Consider the following 16,733-nt stretch of genomic DNA (forward strand, 5'->3'; position numbering starts at 1 on the left):
GATGGATGGAGCGATCCTGGTGGTGGCAGCGACCGACGGTCCGATGCCGCAGACGCGTGAGCACGTGCTGCTGGCGCGCCAGGTGGGTGTGCCTTACATCGTGGTGGCGCTGAACAAGTGCGACGCCGTGGATGATCCGGAGCTGCTGGACCTGGTGGAACTGGAAGTTCGCGAACTGCTGAAGTCGTACCAGTTCCCGGGCGACGATCTGCCGGTGGTTCGTCTTTCGGCGCTGGGCGCTTTGAATGGCGAAGAGAAGTGGGAGAAGCAGATCGACGAGTTGATGGAAGCGGTGGACAAGAACGTGCCGTTGCCGGCGCGTGATGTGGACAAGCCGTTCCTGATGCCGATCGAAGACATCTTCTCGATCTCGGGCCGCGGCACGGTGGTTACGGGCCGTATCGAGCGTGGCAAGGTGAAGGTGGGCGAGGAAGTCGAGATTGTGGGCTTCCGCGAGACCAGAAAGACGGTTGTCACGGGCGTGGAAATGTTCAAGAAGCAGCTGGACGAAGGCATGGCGGGCGACAACGCCGGCTTGTTGCTGCGCGGTATACCGAAGGAAGACGTGGAGCGCGGGATGGTGCTGGCGAAGACGGCCTCGATCACGCCGCACACGAAGTTCTCGGGCAAGGTTTATGTGTTGTCGAAAGAAGAAGGTGGACGTCATACGCCGTTCTTCAAGGGCTACCGTCCGCAGTTCTACTTCCGGACGACGGACGTGACGGGCGTGGCGGAGTTGCCGGCGGGCACGGAGATGGTGATGCCGGGCGACAACGTGGACCTGGTGATCGAGTTGATCACGCCAGTGGCGATGGAGAAGGGCTTGCGCTTTGCGATCCGCGAAGGCGGACGCACGGTGGGCGCAGGCACCATCAGCGACATCATTAAGTAGGTTTGAACCGGGCCGGGTAGAGATATCCGGCCCATAACAACGGTCGGGATGCAGTAACCCGCAAGATCTTTGAGACGAAGAAAATGATTGGAAAAGAAAGAATTCGCATCCGGTTGAAAGCTTACGACTACCGCATCCTGGATCAGTCCACGGGTGAAATCGTGGAAACCGCTCGTCGTACGGGCGCCCAGATTGCGGGTCCGATTCCGCTACCGACCGTGAAGAACAAGTACTGCGTGCTGCGCTCGCCCCACGTTGACAAGAAGTCGCGTGAAGCGTTCGAAATCCGCACGCACAAGCGCTTGCTCGACATCCTTGAACCCACGCAGCAGACGGTGGACGCGCTCATGAAGCTCGATCTTCCCGCGGGTGTGGACGTCGAAATCAAGGCATTCGGAAAATAAGCGGCCAGGCCGCACCTACAGTGCCGTCAGCGAAGACGCGGGCATGATGAGGAGAAAAAGAGATCATGGCAGTCACAGGAATTCTAGGTAAGAAAGTCGGGATGACGCAGCTGTTCGATAACGACGGCAACGTGCGTCCGGCAACGATCATCCAGGCGGGTCCGTGCATCGTGACCAGCCGCAAGACCGCCACGAAAGACGGCTATGACGCCGCCCAGATCGGTCTGGTCGAGTTCGTGAAGGAATCGAAGCTGAACAAGCCAGAGCGCGGGCACCTTTCGAAGAATGACCTGCCGCCGGTGAAGTTCATGCGCGAGGTCGCGCTCGAAGTTGCCGAAGGCGATGGCGAGCACACCAAGGTTGGCGATCGCGTGTTGGTGGATATCTTCGATGGCGAGAAGTTTGTGGACATCGTCGGCATCAGCAAGGGACGCGGTTTCGCGGGTGTCGTGAAGCGGCATCATTTCGCGGGCGGACCGAAGTCGCACGGCTCGATGTTCACGATCAACGGTTCGATCGGCTCGTCGGCATATCCGTCACGCGTGTTCCCCGGAATGCGCATGGCCGGTCATATGGGTGTGGCAAAGGTTACGGTTCGCAACCTGCGCGTTCTCGGGGTGGATAAAGACGAGAACCTGCTGGTGGTCAACGGTGCGGTCCCGGGACCGAACGGCGGATACGTGGTAGTTACGAAGTCAAAGAAACCACCGAGAGAGCGTCGCGGATTCCAGGAAGCGGGTGGTCCGATCAACCCGTTGAAGGCTTCGAAGCGCGCAACCAAGAAGAAGTAGTGAAAGGGCGAGCAATCGAACTCGCAGAAGAGATAACGATATGGCAACGATTGATGTTTTAGATCTGAGCGGCAAGAAGGTCGGCACCATGGACCTGGCCGACGAAGTCTTCGGAGCGGTAAACGAAGACCTGCTGTGGGAAGCGGTGAAGCACTACCGCGCCGGCGAACGTGCCGGAACCCATGCCACCAAGAATCGCAAGCTGGTCAGCGGTTCGGGCAAGAAACTGTGGCGGCAGAAGGGAACGGGCCGGGCGCGTATCGGTTCGATCCGCTCGCCACTGTGGCGTCACGGCGGCACGGTTCACGGACCGCAGCCCCGCTCGTACGACTACACTTTCCCGCGCAAAAAGCTGCTGGGTGCATTGCGCTCGGCGCTGGCGGCAAAGCTGTCGGACGGTAAGTTGACGGTGCTCGAGAGCTTCACGCTCGACGACCACAAGACGAAGGCGTTCCGCCAGGCTCTCGACAAGCTGAACGTGGAATCGACGGCGTTGCTGGTGGATGGATCGGAAGAGAATCGCAACCTGGAATTGAGCGCGCGGAACCTGGAAGGCGTGGAACTGGTGAAGAGCATTGAAGTGCATCCGTATCACCTGCTCCGCTACGACCGCGCGATCTTCTCCCGCCCGGCGCTGGAGAAGTTGCAGAACTCGCTGAAGGCCTCGGCGCCCAAGCGTAAGGCGGAGGTGGCCTAATGAAGTCGCCCTACCAGATCATTCGCAAGCCGGTGATCACCGAAAAGGGTCTCGGCGTTAAGGAAACGGAAGGCACGCTGGTGTTCCAGGTGGCTCCGAGCGCGACCAAGACCGAGATCAAGCAGGCCGTGCAGGCCATCTTCAAGGTGAAGGTGGATTCGGTGCGGACCGCGAACTTCCCCGGGAAGGAACGCCGCCGCGGCAAGTTCGCCGGCTACCGTCCGGATTGGAAGAAGGCGTACGTGCGGTTGAAGTCCGGCGAAAAAATGCCGGAATACGCGCAGAACCTGTAAAGGGATTGAGTATGGGTGAGCAATGACTCGCCCGCTAACAGAAGCTGAAAGCCAAAAGCTGACAGCCGAGAGCTAAAGACATGGCAATTAAGACATACAGACCGATTACCCCGACGCTGCGGTTCAAGACGACTCTGGTCAACGCGGAACTCACGACCGATCGTCCCCATAAGGCGTTGCTCGAGCCGAAAAAGCGCTCCGGTGGACGCCGTAATTCCGGCGACATTACTTCGCGTTTCATCGGTGGCGGACACAAGAAGCAGTACCGCGTGATCGACTTCAAGCGCGACAAGGCCGGCATTCCCGCGACGGTGGCTTCGATCGAATACGATCCAAACCGCTCCGCGCGCATCGCCCTGTTGAGCTACGCGGATGGCGAGAAGCGCTACATCCTTCAGCCCGATGGACTGAAGGTGGGCCAGAAGATCCTGAGCGGCCCGGATGCCGACATCCTGGTGGGCAATGCGCTGCCGCTGAAAAACATCCCCGCCGGTACGGTGGTGCACAACATCGAGTTGAAGCCCGGAAAAGGCGCGCAGATGGCGCGTTCCGCGGGTGCGCAGGCGCAGTTGGTGGCAAAGGAAGGCGACTACGCGCTCCTGAAGTTGCCTTCGGGCGAGACTCGCCGCGTGATGCTCGACTGCATGGCGACCGTCGGCCAGGTAGGCAATCTCGATCACGAGAACGTCTCGATCGGCAAGGCCGGACGCACGCGCTGGATGGGCAAGAAGCCGCACAACCGCGGCGTGGCCATGAACCCGGTCGACCATCCGCACGGCGGCGGTGAAGGCAAGACCTCCGGCGGACGTCACCCGGTGACTCCGTGGGGCCAGCCGACCCGCGGCTACAAGACCCGTAACAACAAGCGCACCGACAAGTTCATCGTGGGTCGCAAGAAGTAATCAAGACGCGCGCAGCGCGCGCAACAATGGTCCCTCGGGATCGCCGGAAGCAGGCGCCCCTGGGATGACAAGGAAAAACGAATTATGCGTTCGATGAAAAAAGGGCCGTTCATTGACCAGCACTTGGTCGTCAAGATCAATGGCATGAACGAGCGCAATGAGAAGAAGGTGATCCGGACCTGGTCGCGGCGTTCGACGATCATCCCCGAAATGGTCGGCCACACGGTTGCGGTGCACAACGGGAAGAAGTTCATCCCCGTGTACGTGACGGAAAACATGGTAGGCCACAAGCTGGGCGAGTTTTCGCAGACCCGCACCTTCAAAGGACACTCGGTGAAAGCCGCAACCGAAACCGCGGCGAAGCCGGCGAAATAAGGACAGACTGAAATGGAATTCAGAGCTGAAGCACGATATATCCGGGTGTCGCCGCAGAAGGCGCGCCTCGTGCTGAATGCCATCAAGGGACAGCGCGCTGAAGATGCGATCACGACCCTGGCATTCATGAAGAAGGGCATTGCGCCCACGGTTGGAAAACTGCTCCGGTCGGCGGTGGAAAACGCCAACTACCTGAGCACGGAGAAGGGTCTCGACGTCGAACTCGACAACCTGTTCGTGAAGGACGCCGTGGCTAATGACGGTCCGCGCATGAAGCGCATCCGTCCGGCACCCATGGGCCGCGCCTATCGCTACCAGCGGCGTATCTCGCACCTGATCATCGTGTTGGGCGAGAAGCGCGCGAAGGAAGCGACGGCCACCGTGGTCGGCGAGGAAGAAGCGACGCCGAAGAAGGCCGCTCCGAAGAAGCGCGCGCCGGCAAAGAAGGCCGTTGCGAAGAAGAAGACTGCCGCCAAGAAGTCGACGGCAAAGGCTAAGAAATAGTTCACTATCCCGCCCTTCGCCAGAGGCGAGGGTCGGGGCACCCGAAAGGGTTGTAGGAGAAACGATGGGACAGAAAGTCCATCCTTATGGGTTCCGCCTCGGCGTGATCAAGCCGTGGAAGTCGCGCTGGTTCGTGGAGCGTGATTACGACAAGCTGTTGCTCGAAGACATGAAGCTGAAGAACGAGCTGAAGGACAAGCTCAAGTCGGCAGGTGTCAGCTCGGTGGAAATCGAGCGTCCGGGCAACAAGCTGCGCATCATCATCCGCACCGCGCGTCCGGGCATCATCATCGGCCGCAAGGGAACGGAAATCGACAAGCTGAAGCAGGAGCTCCAGAAGCGCACGAACCGCGATGTCTACATCGACATCCAGGAAGTGCACAAGCCGGAGCTCGATGCCCAGCTGGTGTCGGAATCGATCGCGCTGCAACTCGAGAAGCGCGTAGGCTTCCGCCGCGCCATGCGCAAGGCCGTTGACTCGGCGCAGCGCTTCGGCTGCAAAGGTATCAAGGTCCGTGTGGGCGGCCGCCTGAACGGCGCCGAAATCGCTCGTACCGAGTGGTACCTCCAGGGACGCCTGCCGCTGCACACGTTGCGTGCCGACATCGACTTCGGTTTCTCCGAAGCGCGCACCACGTATGGCGTGATCGGCGTAAAGGTGTGGATCTATCGCGGTGAAGTGTTCTCGCAGAAAAAGCGGGAGCCGCAGGTCGCCGCCGGAGCATTTTAAAAAAGCTCGTCGGTTATCGGTTGTCGGTCGTCGGTAAAACCACGACGGACCACGCGAGAGCCGATTGGCATGAACCGAAAACTGGAAACTGAGAACCGATTATGTTGATGCCGAAGAAAGTTAAGTACCGCAAGCAGCAGCGCGGACGCATGCGCGGCAAGGCGTGGCGCGGATCATCGCTGTCGTTTGGCGACTTCGGGTTGAAGGTCCTGGAGCCGGGCTACATCACTGACCGGCAGATCGAAGCCAGCCGTGTGGCGATGACCCGTTTCATCAAGCGCGGCGGCAAGATCTGGATCCGCCTCTTCCCCGACAAGCCGGTCACCAAGAAGCCGGCCGAAACCCGTATGGGAAAGGGCAAGGGCGCGCCTGATCATTGGGTCGCCGTCGTTCGCCCGGGCAAGATCCTGTTCGAGATGGAAGGTGTCTCGACGGCCGATGCGCAGCAGGCGATGAAGCTGGCGGCGCACAAGCTGCCGTTGCGCACGGAGTTCGTTACCCGCGCAACCACCGTTTAACGAATACAAGACCGGCGACCGAGAGAGCGCCGGCGCTAGAGAAAAAGATATGGCAAAAGCAGTCGACAAGATTCGCAATACAACTGACGCCGAACTGAACCACCAGGAACGCGATCTTCAGGACCAGTTGTTTCGCCTGAAGTTCCAGATGTCCATGGGACAGACGGAAAGCCTGAAAAAAATCCGCCAGCTCCGCAAGGACATCGCGCGGGTAAAGACCATTCAGCGCGAGCGTACCCTCGCCGGGGAGAAGAAATAATGGCTGATACAACAACGAAACAGCCCGGCATCCGCAAGACGGTGGTCGGCAACGTGGTTTCGACCAAGATGCAGAAGACGATCGTGGTGGAAGTGGAGCGCCGCAAGGCTCACCCGCTTTACCGCCGCGTGATCCGCATGACCAAGAAGTTCTACGCGCACGACGAGAACAACACCGCGCGCGTGGGCGATGTGGTGCGGCTCGAGGAAACGCGTCCGCTCTCGAAACTGAAGCGCTGGAAGCTCCAGGAAGTGATTCGCCGCTCCTCGCTGGCGGAAGTAGCGGAAAAGGAACCAACAGGCACCCCGGCGGCGTAACGCACGGCTCGGTGACGCAGAAGGAGAAGAGACATGGCAGTAATGATGCGAACCATGCTGGAAGTGGCCGATAACTCCGGCGCGCGGAAGCTGCAGATGATTTTGCCGTTGGGCGGGCAAACCGGACTCGTCGCCGGACTTGGTGACGTGATCACGGCGGCCGTGAAGGAATCGGCGCCCGAAGGGCAGGTCAAGAAGGGCACCGTTGTGAAGGCCGTGATCGTGCGTACTCGCAAGGAATCGCGCCGCAAGGATGGCACCTATATCCGCTTCGATTCGAATGCGGCGGTGCTCATCAACGCGGATGGCGAACCGGTCGGAACGCGCGTGTTTGGCCCGGTCGCTCGCGAACTGCGCGAGAAGAAGTTTTTGAAAATAGTCTCGTTGGCCCCGGAAGTACTTTAATCGGGTCATCGGATCATCGGGCGATTGAGTCATTGATCCCCGGTGAATGAGAGGCGCGAACGTCGGGACAATGGCCCGATGGTTCGATGGAAAAATGGCTCGATAGGATTTGAGAATGGCGACAGCGACAGTTACACCGACGAAGCACAAGCATTTCAACATCAAGCGCAACGACACCGTGAAGGTGATCTCGGGGCGCGACGCCGGTAAGGAAGGCCGTGTTCTTCGGGTCTTTGCCAAGTCCAATCGCGTGCTGGTTGAGCACGTCATGATGGTGAAGAAGCACGTGCGTCCGAACCCGCAGCGCAACATCAAGGGCGGCATCGCCGAGCAGGAGACCCCGATTTCGGTTTCCAACGTGATGGTAGTTTGCAAGAGCTGCAACCGTCCGGTGCGCGTGGGCCACGAAATTCGTGGCAATAAGAAAGTTCGCGTTTGCCGTAAGTGCAACGCGGCACTCGACTAATTCCGGTCCGGCGATTCGCCGGCCAATTGACGACCTCACGAACCCGTTGAATCGGAAACCGTGAGAGAAGGCAGCAGAGAGTAATGGCAGACGAGAAGAAACAGAAACAGCAGAAGCCGCAGCAGCAAGGCGGCGGCAAGAAAGCCAAGGGCGCGGATGCCCCGGCGGCGGTCGAAGGCGGTCGCCCGAAGGCGTCGAGCCGTCATACGGCCCGCATGCGCGAGAAGTATCTGAAGGAAGTCGCTCCGGCCCTGCTGAAGGAATTTGACCTGAAGAACGCCATGGCGGTGCCGAGGCTGGAAAAGGTCGTCATCAACATGGGCGTGGGCGAAGCGACGCAAAATGCGAAGCTGCTCGATCCCGCGGTGAACGAGTTGACGGCGATCACCGGCCAGAAGGCCGTGGTCACCAAGGCGAAGAAATCCATCGCGGCTTTCAAAGTCCGCGAGGGTATGCCGATCGGCACCATGGTCACCTTGCGTGGCGACCGCATGTACGAGTTCCTCGACCGGTTGATCAATGTGGCCCTGCCCCGTGTCCGCGACTTTCGCGGCGTGAGTGGCAAGTCATTCGATGGCCGTGGCAATTACACGCTCGGCCTGCGCGACCAGTTGATCTTCCCGGAGATTGACTACGCCAAGGTTGAAAAGCTGAAGGGCATGAACATCACCATCGTGACCACGGCGCGCAACGATGAACAAGCGCGTGCGCTGCTGAGACACATGGGCATGCCGTTCCGGCAGTAGTTTTTGATGAAAGGGTACGGCCTTGGTCGTGCCGGTGAACGATTCAAACCGATCGAGGCTTGAGCCCCGGCGGATTGTCAAAGGAATACATGGCTACAACAGCAAAACGAGTAAAGGACGCCAAGAAGCCGAAGTTCTCTTCGCGGCAGCATAACCGTTGCAAGATGTGTGGACGCCCTCGCGGATATCTCCGCAAGTTTGGCATCTGCCGCCTCTGCTTCCGCCTGCTGGCGCTTCGTGGAGAAATTCCAGGCGTTTCGAAGTCGTCCTGGTAAACCGATGAGGAGCTAGAGGCGAAGGGCGAGAGGCTAGTGAAGATCGCTAGCTGCCAGCCGCGAACCGCTAGCTGCTAATAACGTTGTTGCAGGTTCTCCCCATAATCGGGAGCGAACGGGCAACGCAAGGAGAAGGTAAAGCATGACCGATCCGGTCGCAGATTTCCTGACTCGCGTTCGTAACGCGATCAAGGCGAAACAACAGAAGGTAGATGTACCGGCCTCGAAGCTGAAGGCGGAAATCGCCCGCATCCTCAAGGAAGAGGGCTATATCTCGAACTTCAAGGCCACCGAAGAGAACGGGCAGAAACTGCTGCGCGTGTACCTGAAGTACAGCAACAGCAACGAAGCCGCCATCTCGAACCTGGAGCGCGTATCCAAGCCGGGCTGCCGTGTGTACGTCGGCCGCACGGAGATTCCGCGCGTGCTGGGCGGATTGGGGATCAACATCCTCACGACTCCGCGTGGCGTGATGACCGGCCGTGAAGCCCGCAAGCAGGGCGTTGGCGGCGAGATCCTCTGCCAGGTTTGGTAATACCAGTGGTGATGGCTGAGTGTCAGAGGTTTAAAAGCCTCGGCGACGATGCCAAATAGCAGCTGAAAGCGGAAGAACGAAGTTCGACCGCCATTTAAGCGAGAGAAGAGAACAATGTCGAGAATCGGTAAAAAACCAATTGCAATCCCCTCGGGCGTGAAAGTTTCGGTCAACGGCAACGTGATCGAAGTGCAGGGTCCGAAGGGTAAACTCGAGACCCGCATCCCTCAGGGTGTGAGCGTCGAGCAGAAAGACGGAACGCTGGTGGCCACGCGTCAGAACGACTCGCAGGCCGCTATTCACGGACTTTCCCGCGCGTTGCTGAACAACGCCGTCACGGGCGTCACCAGCGGCTGGACCAAGGAACTGGAGATCGTCGGCATCGGCTACAAGGCCGAGTTGAAGGGCAAGCAGACCGTGGTGTTCAGCCTCGGCTTTTCGCACCCGATCGAAGTTCCTATTCCGACCGGCATCAGCGTCGCCGTGGACCCGAAGTTCACGCGCCTGACCGTCACCGGAATCGACCGGCAGAAGGTCGGACAGATTGCCGCGGAAATGCGTTCACTGCGTCCGCCCGATCCGTACAAGCAGAAGGGCGTGCGTTACGTCGGCGAGAAACTGAAGAAGAAGGTCGGCAAGACCGGAGCGAAATAATCGCGATAAGACGGCCCGGTAGCGGGTCCCTGGCATAGAACCCCAGGACTGGAAAAACAATGATTACGAAGACACAGAAAAATCAGAAGCGCGTTCGGATCCACGATCGCATCCGCAAAAAGTTGCAGGGTACGAGCGAGCGTCCGCGCCTGAGCGTTTACCGTTCCACCGCCCACATCTACGTCCAGATCATCGACGACCTCAAGGGTGTCACCCTCGTGTCGGCGAGCACCGCGGAAGCAAAGAGCAAGACCGGTGGGAACCTGGCGTCGGCGAAGGAAATCGGTAAGCAGGTTGCGGAGAAGGCTAAGGCGAAGGGAATCGACAAGGTCGTTTTCGATCGTGGCGGATACCTGTATCACGGGCGCGTGAAGGCGCTCGCCGATGCCGCGCGTGAAGCCGGACTGAAGTTCTAGAAAGTAATGGTTGGCCTTGGCGGCCGACAAGAGAAGAGAGTCAAATGCCATCAATTAAGAAGAAGCTTGACGCGGGGAACTACAACCTGAAAGACCAGGTGGTTTCCATCAATCGCGTGACGAAAGTGGTAAAAGGCGGCAAGAACCTGTCGTTCTCGGCGCTCGTCGTGGTGGGCGATCCGAGTGCGGGCGTGGTCGGCTACGGTTCGGGCAAGGCGAAAGAAGTCCCGATGGCGATTCGCAAGGGCATCGAGTCGGCGAAGAAGAACCTGGTCCGCGTCAATCTGACGCAGACGACCATTCCTCACCTCGCCCTCGGACGCTATGGTTCCGGCAAAGTGTTGCTGAAGCCCGCTCCCGAAGGAACCGGCGTCATCGCCGGCGGCGCGGTGCGCGCGGTCATGACTTCGGCTGGGATCCAGAACGTCCTTACGAAGTCGATTGGAACCACCAACCCGCATAACGTGATCAAGGCCACCTTCGACGCCCTGGTACAGCTCCGTGACCGCAGCGAAGTGGCGGCCCTGCGCGGCAAAGCCGTGGAGGAACTCTAATGGCCGGGAAGAAAACGATGAAACTGAAGTGGGTGCGCTCCATGGCGCAGGCACCGGTGAAGCACAAGCTGGTGATCAAGGGACTCGGGTTTACCCGCCTGAACCAGGTGATCGAGCGTGAAGACACGCCGTCGATCCGTGGCATGGTGGCGAAGGTTCCGCACCTGGTCGAGTACGTAAAGTAGCAGCTAGCAGTTAGGGGCTAGCAGCTAGTGAGGATTCCTAGCCGCTATCAGCTATCCCCTAGCCCCTGATAAGAGAGATTCGAAATGGCATATAACTTATCGACGATTCGAGCACCAAAGAAGGCGAACGAGAAGCGCAAACGCGTCGGCCGTGGTATGGGCTCCGGCATGGGCAAGACCTCGACCCGTGGCCACAAGGGACAGGGTTCCCGCAGCGGTTCCAGCACCATGCGCGGATTTGAAGGCGGCCAGATGCCCCTTCATCGCCGCTTGCCCAAGCGCGGCTTCACCAATATTTTCCGTACCGAATACCAGGTGATCAACGTTGCCGACCTGGCGGGCCTCGGCGAGTCTGAGATCACGCCTGAAGTACTTAAGAAGGCACGCCTGATTAAGGGTAAGGATGCATTGATCAAAGTCCTCGGAGATGGTGAACTAAAGAGCGCCATCACCGTGCATGCACATAAGTTTTCGAAGACGGCCCAGGAGAAGATCACCAAGGCCGGCGGGAAAGCCGAAATCCTTCAATAAGGATCGAGCGCGGCCGGTGGGCAATTTCTCCGGCCAAAGGACCCAGTAGATGTTCGAGAAACTGGCAAACATATTTAGAATTCCGGACCTGCGCAAGCGTGTGTTGTTCACGCTGGGGTTGCTCGCGGTGTACCGCCTGGGCGCTCACATTCCGACCCCGGGCATTAACGCGTCGCTTCTGCAGCAGTTTTTCGAGCAGAACCGCGGATCGTTCCTGGGTTTCGTTGATCTGTTCAGCGGCGGAAACCTGCGCCGGTTGACCATTTTCGCCCTCGGCATCATGCCGTACATTACGGCATCCATTATTCTTCAGCTCTTGACCGTCGTGTACGAACCGCTGGCCAAGTTGCAGAAGGAAGGCGAACTCGGCCGCAAGAAGATCACCCAGTGGACGCGTTACCTCACCGTCATTCTCAGCGCCCTGCAGTCGTTCGGTATTGCGATCACCCTGGAACGCCAGACGGTTTCCGGCGGCGTCGCCTTCGTCACCAACCCCGGATGGGGTTTCGTACTGATGACCATGCTGACCCTCACCACCGGTTCGGCGTTCATCATGTGGCTGGGCGAACAGATCACCGAGCGCGGAATCGGCAACGGTATGTCGCTGCTGATCTTTGCCGGTATCGTCGTCGGCCTGCCGCGCGGCGTGGTTGACCTCATCGACAAGATGCGCAACGCCAGCTGGGGCTATGTCATGGTCCCGGCACTGCTGATCTTCATGGTCGCGGTGGTTGCGTTTATCGTCTTCGTCGAACGCAGTGAGCGACGAATACCCGTGCAATACGCCAAGCGCGTGGTCGGCCGCAAGATCATGGGCGGACAGAGCACCCATCTTCCGCTGCGCGTCAATTCAGGCGGCGTGATGCCGGTCATCTTTGCATCCTCGCTGTTGACCCTGCCGCAGACCGTCGGGTTCGCCGTGAAGGGCGAAGGATTTTTCGGGAAAACGTTCGGCTGGCTGGTCGACGCCCTTAAGTGGGGCGAGCCGCTCTATACACTGCTCTACGTGGTGGGGATCATCTTCTTTGCCTACTTCTACGTGAGCATCGTGTTCAACCCGAACGACGTTGCCGACAACATGCGGAAGTACGGCGGGTTCATCCCCGGTATTCGGCCGGGCAAGCGGACCTCCGACCACATCAACGATATTCTGACCCGCATCACCCTCGTGGGAGCCCTGTACCTGATCGTCATCTCCCTGATTCCGGAGTGGATGATCGCGGGCATCAAGCTGAACCACCTTTGGGTGATCGGACCATGGTTCGACCATCCAAGCTGGACCTGGCTTACGAACGGATTGAACGTCAACTTCTACTTCGGTGGTACGTCGCTGCTGATCGTGGTTGGCGTCGCCATGGATACGGTGCAGCAGATCGAGGCACAACTGATCATGCGGCACTATGAAGGATTCACCCCGCGCAGTGGTCGGATTCGCGGCCGCCGCGCGTGGTAACACCCGAACGTCACAGGGTTTTGTGACGCAGTCAGGTGTGTTTGCATGCCTGACAGGTTATAGTCGGCCCTCCTGCTAAGGGTTTTGCCAGAGGAGACTGGTAAGGCCGAAAAACGGGTGGAGGGTAGACAAGATGGAAGCCCAAACCGCGATGATAAATATGGGATCCAAAGCAGCAGATCCCAAAACACGGTTTGTAGGGGCCCTGATCCTGCTCGGTGCACCGGGTGCGGGGAAAGGTACACAGTCGAAGATCATCTCGGCTAAGTACGGGATTCCCCAGATTTCGACCGGAGATCTGCTGCGTGAAAACGTAGCGAAATGCACCGAACTTGGCAGGTCGGCCAAGGCGATCATGGAGCGCGGGGAACTCGTCCCGGACCACCTGGTCCAGGACATGCTCGCGAAACGGATCGTCGAAGGCGGTGATACCAACCGGGGATTTATCCTCGATGGCTTCCCGCGGACCCTGGCCCAGGCGCAGTGGTTGGATGGATTTTTGGAGGCGTGGACGGCCGCAGTGAACCCCGGACACACGACACCTCCGGTTGTGATCAACGTCGCCGTCGGTTATAATCAGTTACTTAGGCGGCTCACCGGACGTCGTTCTTGTCCCACCTGCGGGCGGATCTACAACGTTTATCTCCAGCCTCCACGCGTAGCGGATTTATGCGATATTGACGGGTCTGTGCTCGCCACGCGCCGCGACGATTGCGAGGAAGTGATTTCCGAGCGGCTGAGCGCGTATGAGCGGCAAACCCTGCCCCTGATCGACTACTACCAGTCGCGGGGCACGTTACATGAGATTGACGGCGAACAGGAACTGAGCGAAGTGACTGACGCCGCTTTAAAGATTGTTGAGAATGGCGATCGTCTGTAAATCATCGGCGGAAATCGAAAAGATGCGCCGAAGTGGTCGAGCCGTCCGGCAGGTGCTGGACGAACTGGCGGCCATGGTGAAACCCGGGATCAGCACCATGGACCTGGAACGGACCGCCGCCAGGAAAATAAAGGAACTCGGTGCGAAGCCGGCCTTCAAGGGATATTACGACTATCCCTGCTGCCTCTGTACCTCGGTCAACAACGAGATCGTACACGGCATCCCCAGCGAGAAGCGGGTTTTGAAGGAAGGCGATATCGTCTCGATTGATTGCGGCGTCGTGCTCGACGGTTTCTATGGAGACTCTGCGATCACGGTTCCGGTGGGCGACGGGCAGTCTGACCAGATTAAGAAGCTGCTCGAGGTCACCAGGGAATCGCTCTTTAAAGGGATCGAGAAGGCCAAGGTTGGTAACACCGTCGGCGATGTAGGCGCGGCCGTGCAGGAATATGTGGAAGCCGCAGGCTTCAGCGTGGTTCGCGAGTTCGTCGGCCATGGAATCGGGACCAAGTTGCACGAAGATCCGCAGGTTCCGAACTTCGGCACCAAGGGCCATGGGGCGCGGTTGCGCGAAGGCATGGTGCTGGCGATCGAGCCGATGGTGAACGTAGGCCGCCCCGGAGCGCGCGTCCTGGAAGATAAGTGGACCGCCGTTACCGAGGACGGAAGTTTTAGCGCTCATTTTGAGCACTGTGTCGCGATCACGCAGGATGGACCGGTGATCCTGACGCAATAGGTTGAGGCGTCTGCGGGCGTTAGAGTCCCGCGCCGAAATCCTGAGGCGAAGCCGAGGGATGAATTGATAACAAGGACTGAATGAGCAAGGAAGACGCGATTGAAGTTATGGCAGTGGTCATCGAGCCCCTGCCCAATGCGATGTTCCGGGTAGAACTGGAAAACAAGCACCAGGTTTTAGCTCATGTCTCCGGCAAGATGCGTAAGAACTTCATCCGCATCCTCCCCGGCGACAGGGTCGCGGTAGAGCTGTCACCCTATGACCTGACCCGCGGCCGTATCGTTTACCGATACAAATAAGGGTTGGAAGAAGAAGAGGACAGAATTATGAAGGTACGGGCCTCCGTAAAGAAGATTTGTGACAAATGCAAGGTGATCAACCGCCACGGTGTGGTGCGCGTCATCTGCGAAAACCCGAAGCACAAGCAGCGTCAGGGATAAGGATTTAGAGGAACTATGGCACGCATTTCAGGTGTTGATCTTCCGCGCAACAAGCATGTGGTGATTGCGCTGACTTACATTTACGGCATCGGCAACTCCCGCTCGCACAAGATCCTGCAGGCGGCCGCAGTCGAGCCCACCAAAAAGGTACAGGACCTCGCGGAAGATGAAGTGAACCGCATCCGCCAGGTCATCGAGAACGAAGGCAACGTCGAAGGCGACCTTCGCAAAGACATCTCGATGCACATCAAGCGGCTGATCGAAATCGGTTCCTACCGTGGGTTCCGTCATCGCCGCAGCCTGCCGGTTCGCGGACAGCGCACGCACACCAACGCGCGCACCCGCAAGGGACCGCGTAAGGGCACCGTCGCCAACAAGAAGAAGGCAGCGGCCAAGACATAGAAGTCAGCTATTAGCTTTTAGCTCTCAGCCAGTTCTGCTGAGCTAACGGCTAAGAGCTAAAAGCAAGGTTTAACTTTGATTCCAGCGCCCGCTATCGGAACAAACTGATAGCCGGCAGCTGATAGCTGAGAGCTCAAGAAAAATGGCAAAAGCACAGGGCGGCGCAGCCGCCGGCGAGAAAAAAGGCAAGAAAGGCAAGACATTCAAGCGCCGCGAGCGTAAGAACGTTCCTTTCGGAATCGTTCACATCCAGGCGTCGTTCAATAACACGATCGTCACGATCGCCGACCAGAGCGGAAACGTGATTTCGTGGAAGAGTTCGGGTTCGCTCGGCTTCCGCGGATCCCGCAAGGGCACTCCGTTTGCGGCCCAGCAGGCTGCCATGAACGCCGCCAATATGGCGCGCGATCACGGTCTGCGCAGCGTTGAAGTCCGCGTCAGCGGTCCCGGCTCCGGACGTGAATCGGCCATCCGTGCTCTCGCTGCCGCTGGCATCGAAGTGCGCGCGATCAAGGACGTTACGCCGATTCCGCATAACGGCTGCCGTCCGCCGAAGCGCCGCAGAGTCTAATTCGGTCGTCAGCTTTCAGTCATTAGTCGTTAGCTGCTTCTGCCAACGACCAACGACTAACGACCAACGACAAGAAATTCGGAGCAGGGAAGAAAGGTCGCCAAACCCGTAAACCTCTCCCAAGAAAAGAAACAGGAGATTTACATTGGCACGTTATAAAGACGCAGTCTGCCGCCTTTGCCGTCGCGAAGGCATGAAGCTCTTCCTCAAGGGCGCAAAGTGTTTCACCGATAAGTGCCCCGTCGAGAAACGGAATTACGCTCCGGGTCAGCACGGAAAAGACAAGAAAACCAAGGTCGTCGGCTACGGTCTTCAGCTTCGCGAGAAGCAGAAGGCAAAACGTATTTACTTCGTCAACGAAGGCCAGTTCCGCAACTACTATGAAGTTGCGTCGAACGCCACCGGCGTCACCGGCGAATTGCTCCTGCAGCAGCTTGAGCGCCGTCTCGACAACCTGGTCTTCCGCCTTGGATTTGCGAATGCCCGCCGTCAGGCACGCCAGCTCGTCCGTCACGGACATGTGTCCGTCAACGGCCGCAAGGTGAATATTCCTTCGTACCAGGTTCGGCCGGGCGACGAGATTGCGGTCCGCGAGGAAGCGAAGAATCTCGACATCGTGAAGAACGGCCTTGAGTTCGCCAGCCATCAGGCTGCGCCGACCTGGCTGGAAGTCGATCGCGAAGGCATGAAGGGACGCTTGCTCTCTCTGCCGAAGCGTGAAGACATCAATCTGCCGATCAACGAGCAGCTGATCGTCGAACTGTACAGCAAGTAATAGCGAATTTGGCCCTTTTCCGGTCCC

Annotated in this window: 30 protein-coding genes; all 30 read left to right on the forward strand. The window is 58.8% G+C overall.

The window, feature by feature from the left end; all coding sequences use genetic code 11:
- A partial coding sequence (gene tuf / locus VN577_05835) for an elongation factor Tu (protein ID HWR14326.1) occupies nt 1-892 on the forward strand: 892 nt, incomplete at its 5' end.
- An 83-nt stretch (nt 893-975) separates the two neighbouring features.
- A complete protein-coding gene (rpsJ, locus tag VN577_05840; GenBank protein HWR14327.1) occupies nt 976-1,296 on the forward strand; it encodes a 30S ribosomal protein S10 in 321 nt (106 codons plus the stop codon).
- A gap of 65 nt (nt 1,297-1,361) precedes the next feature.
- Nucleotides 1,362-2,087: a 50S ribosomal protein L3 gene (rplC, locus tag VN577_05845; GenBank protein ID HWR14328.1), complete on the forward strand. Its 726-nt coding sequence runs from the start codon at nt 1,362-1,364 to the stop codon at nt 2,085-2,087.
- Between the two features lie 40 nt (nt 2,088-2,127).
- The gene (gene rplD, locus VN577_05850) at nt 2,128-2,784 is read left to right on the forward strand and encodes a 50S ribosomal protein L4 (protein HWR14329.1); all 657 of its coding nucleotides are present in this window, start codon (nt 2,128-2,130) and stop codon (nt 2,782-2,784) included.
- Nucleotides 2,784-3,077, forward strand: a complete 294-nt coding sequence (locus VN577_05855) for a 50S ribosomal protein L23 (protein ID HWR14330.1) — start codon at nt 2,784-2,786, stop codon at nt 3,075-3,077. Before rplD ends, VN577_05855 begins: the two co-directional genes overlap by 1 nt.
- An 80-nt stretch (nt 3,078-3,157) precedes the next feature.
- The gene (gene rplB / locus VN577_05860) at nt 3,158-3,979 is read left to right on the forward strand and encodes a 50S ribosomal protein L2 (protein ID HWR14331.1); all 822 of its coding nucleotides are present in this window, start codon (nt 3,158-3,160) and stop codon (nt 3,977-3,979) included.
- A gap of 84 nt (nt 3,980-4,063) precedes the next feature.
- On the forward strand, nt 4,064-4,354 hold the full coding sequence (gene rpsS, locus VN577_05865) for a 30S ribosomal protein S19 (GenBank protein ID HWR14332.1): 291 nt from the start codon (nt 4,064-4,066) through the stop codon (nt 4,352-4,354).
- A 12-nt stretch (nt 4,355-4,366) separates the two neighbouring features.
- The gene (gene rplV / locus VN577_05870; protein HWR14333.1) at nt 4,367-4,858 is read left to right on the forward strand and encodes a 50S ribosomal protein L22; all 492 of its coding nucleotides are present in this window, start codon (nt 4,367-4,369) and stop codon (nt 4,856-4,858) included.
- 64 nt (nt 4,859-4,922) lie between these two features.
- Complete coding sequence (rpsC, locus tag VN577_05875; GenBank protein HWR14334.1) at nt 4,923-5,588, forward strand: 30S ribosomal protein S3; 666 nt, start codon at nt 4,923-4,925, stop codon at nt 5,586-5,588.
- 107 nt (nt 5,589-5,695) lie between these two features.
- Nucleotides 5,696-6,106, forward strand: coding sequence for a 50S ribosomal protein L16 (rplP, locus tag VN577_05880; protein HWR14335.1), 411 nt, complete (start codon nt 5,696-5,698; stop codon nt 6,104-6,106).
- 49 nt (nt 6,107-6,155) lie between these two features.
- On the forward strand, nt 6,156-6,365 hold the full coding sequence (gene rpmC / locus VN577_05885) for a 50S ribosomal protein L29 (GenBank protein HWR14336.1): 210 nt from the start codon (nt 6,156-6,158) through the stop codon (nt 6,363-6,365).
- A complete protein-coding gene (rpsQ, locus tag VN577_05890) occupies nt 6,365-6,682 on the forward strand; it encodes a 30S ribosomal protein S17 (protein ID HWR14337.1) in 318 nt (105 codons plus the stop codon). The genes rpmC and rpsQ overlap by 1 nt, the downstream gene beginning before the upstream one ends.
- 33 nt (nt 6,683-6,715) lie before the next feature.
- Complete coding sequence (gene rplN / locus VN577_05895; protein HWR14338.1) at nt 6,716-7,087, forward strand: 50S ribosomal protein L14; 372 nt, start codon at nt 6,716-6,718, stop codon at nt 7,085-7,087.
- 115 nt (nt 7,088-7,202) lie between these two features.
- On the forward strand, nt 7,203-7,553 hold the full coding sequence (rplX, locus tag VN577_05900; protein HWR14339.1) for a 50S ribosomal protein L24: 351 nt from the start codon (nt 7,203-7,205) through the stop codon (nt 7,551-7,553).
- Nucleotides 7,554-7,636: 83 nt separating this feature from the next.
- Entirely contained in the window at nt 7,637-8,299 is a 663-nt protein-coding gene (gene rplE / locus VN577_05905; protein ID HWR14340.1) for a 50S ribosomal protein L5, read from the forward strand.
- Nucleotides 8,300-8,388: 89 nt separating this feature from the next.
- A complete protein-coding gene (locus VN577_05910; protein ID HWR14341.1) occupies nt 8,389-8,574 on the forward strand; it encodes a type Z 30S ribosomal protein S14 in 186 nt (61 codons plus the stop codon).
- A 142-nt stretch (nt 8,575-8,716) separates the two neighbouring features.
- The gene (rpsH, locus tag VN577_05915; GenBank protein HWR14342.1) at nt 8,717-9,109 is read left to right on the forward strand and encodes a 30S ribosomal protein S8; all 393 of its coding nucleotides are present in this window, start codon (nt 8,717-8,719) and stop codon (nt 9,107-9,109) included.
- A 114-nt stretch (nt 9,110-9,223) separates the two neighbouring features.
- A complete protein-coding gene (gene rplF, locus VN577_05920) occupies nt 9,224-9,763 on the forward strand; it encodes a 50S ribosomal protein L6 (protein HWR14343.1) in 540 nt (179 codons plus the stop codon).
- A 59-nt stretch (nt 9,764-9,822) separates the two neighbouring features.
- Nucleotides 9,823-10,179 carry a 50S ribosomal protein L18 gene (gene rplR / locus VN577_05925; protein HWR14344.1) on the forward strand — a complete coding sequence of 119 codons (357 nt, stop codon included), beginning with the start codon at nt 9,823-9,825 and terminating at the stop codon, nt 10,177-10,179.
- Between the two features lie 44 nt (nt 10,180-10,223).
- Nucleotides 10,224-10,733 carry a 30S ribosomal protein S5 gene (gene rpsE, locus VN577_05930; GenBank protein HWR14345.1) on the forward strand — a complete coding sequence of 170 codons (510 nt, stop codon included), beginning with the start codon at nt 10,224-10,226 and terminating at the stop codon, nt 10,731-10,733.
- Nucleotides 10,733-10,918, forward strand: a complete 186-nt coding sequence (rpmD, locus tag VN577_05935; protein HWR14346.1) for a 50S ribosomal protein L30 — start codon at nt 10,733-10,735, stop codon at nt 10,916-10,918. The genes rpsE and rpmD overlap by 1 nt, the downstream gene beginning before the upstream one ends.
- A gap of 84 nt (nt 10,919-11,002) precedes the next feature.
- Nucleotides 11,003-11,449: a 50S ribosomal protein L15 gene (gene rplO, locus VN577_05940; GenBank protein HWR14347.1), complete on the forward strand. Its 447-nt coding sequence runs from the start codon at nt 11,003-11,005 to the stop codon at nt 11,447-11,449.
- Between the two features lie 49 nt (nt 11,450-11,498).
- Nucleotides 11,499-12,902: a preprotein translocase subunit SecY gene (gene secY / locus VN577_05945; GenBank protein HWR14348.1), complete on the forward strand. Its 1,404-nt coding sequence runs from the start codon at nt 11,499-11,501 to the stop codon at nt 12,900-12,902.
- 133 nt (nt 12,903-13,035) lie between these two features.
- The gene (locus tag VN577_05950) at nt 13,036-13,782 is read left to right on the forward strand and encodes an adenylate kinase (protein HWR14349.1); all 747 of its coding nucleotides are present in this window, start codon (nt 13,036-13,038) and stop codon (nt 13,780-13,782) included.
- A complete protein-coding gene (map, locus tag VN577_05955) occupies nt 13,766-14,518 on the forward strand; it encodes a type I methionyl aminopeptidase (GenBank protein ID HWR14350.1) in 753 nt (250 codons plus the stop codon). The genes VN577_05950 and map overlap by 17 nt, the downstream gene beginning before the upstream one ends.
- A gap of 80 nt (nt 14,519-14,598) precedes the next feature.
- Entirely contained in the window at nt 14,599-14,817 is a 219-nt protein-coding gene (infA, locus tag VN577_05960; GenBank protein HWR14351.1) for a translation initiation factor IF-1, read from the forward strand.
- 27 nt (nt 14,818-14,844) lie between these two features.
- On the forward strand, nt 14,845-14,958 hold the full coding sequence (gene rpmJ / locus VN577_05965) for a 50S ribosomal protein L36 (GenBank protein HWR14352.1): 114 nt from the start codon (nt 14,845-14,847) through the stop codon (nt 14,956-14,958).
- 15 nt (nt 14,959-14,973) lie between these two features.
- Nucleotides 14,974-15,360 carry a 30S ribosomal protein S13 gene (gene rpsM, locus VN577_05970; GenBank protein HWR14353.1) on the forward strand — a complete coding sequence of 129 codons (387 nt, stop codon included), beginning with the start codon at nt 14,974-14,976 and terminating at the stop codon, nt 15,358-15,360.
- A 142-nt stretch (nt 15,361-15,502) separates the two neighbouring features.
- The gene (rpsK, locus tag VN577_05975; protein HWR14354.1) at nt 15,503-15,931 is read left to right on the forward strand and encodes a 30S ribosomal protein S11; all 429 of its coding nucleotides are present in this window, start codon (nt 15,503-15,505) and stop codon (nt 15,929-15,931) included.
- Between the two features lie 145 nt (nt 15,932-16,076).
- Entirely contained in the window at nt 16,077-16,706 is a 630-nt protein-coding gene (gene rpsD / locus VN577_05980; GenBank protein ID HWR14355.1) for a 30S ribosomal protein S4, read from the forward strand.
- Nucleotides 16,707-16,733: the final 27 nt, after the last annotated feature.

The organism is Terriglobales bacterium (assembly GCA_035561515.1).
GTDB lineage: Bacteria > Acidobacteriota > Terriglobia > Terriglobales > Acidobacteriaceae > DATMXP01.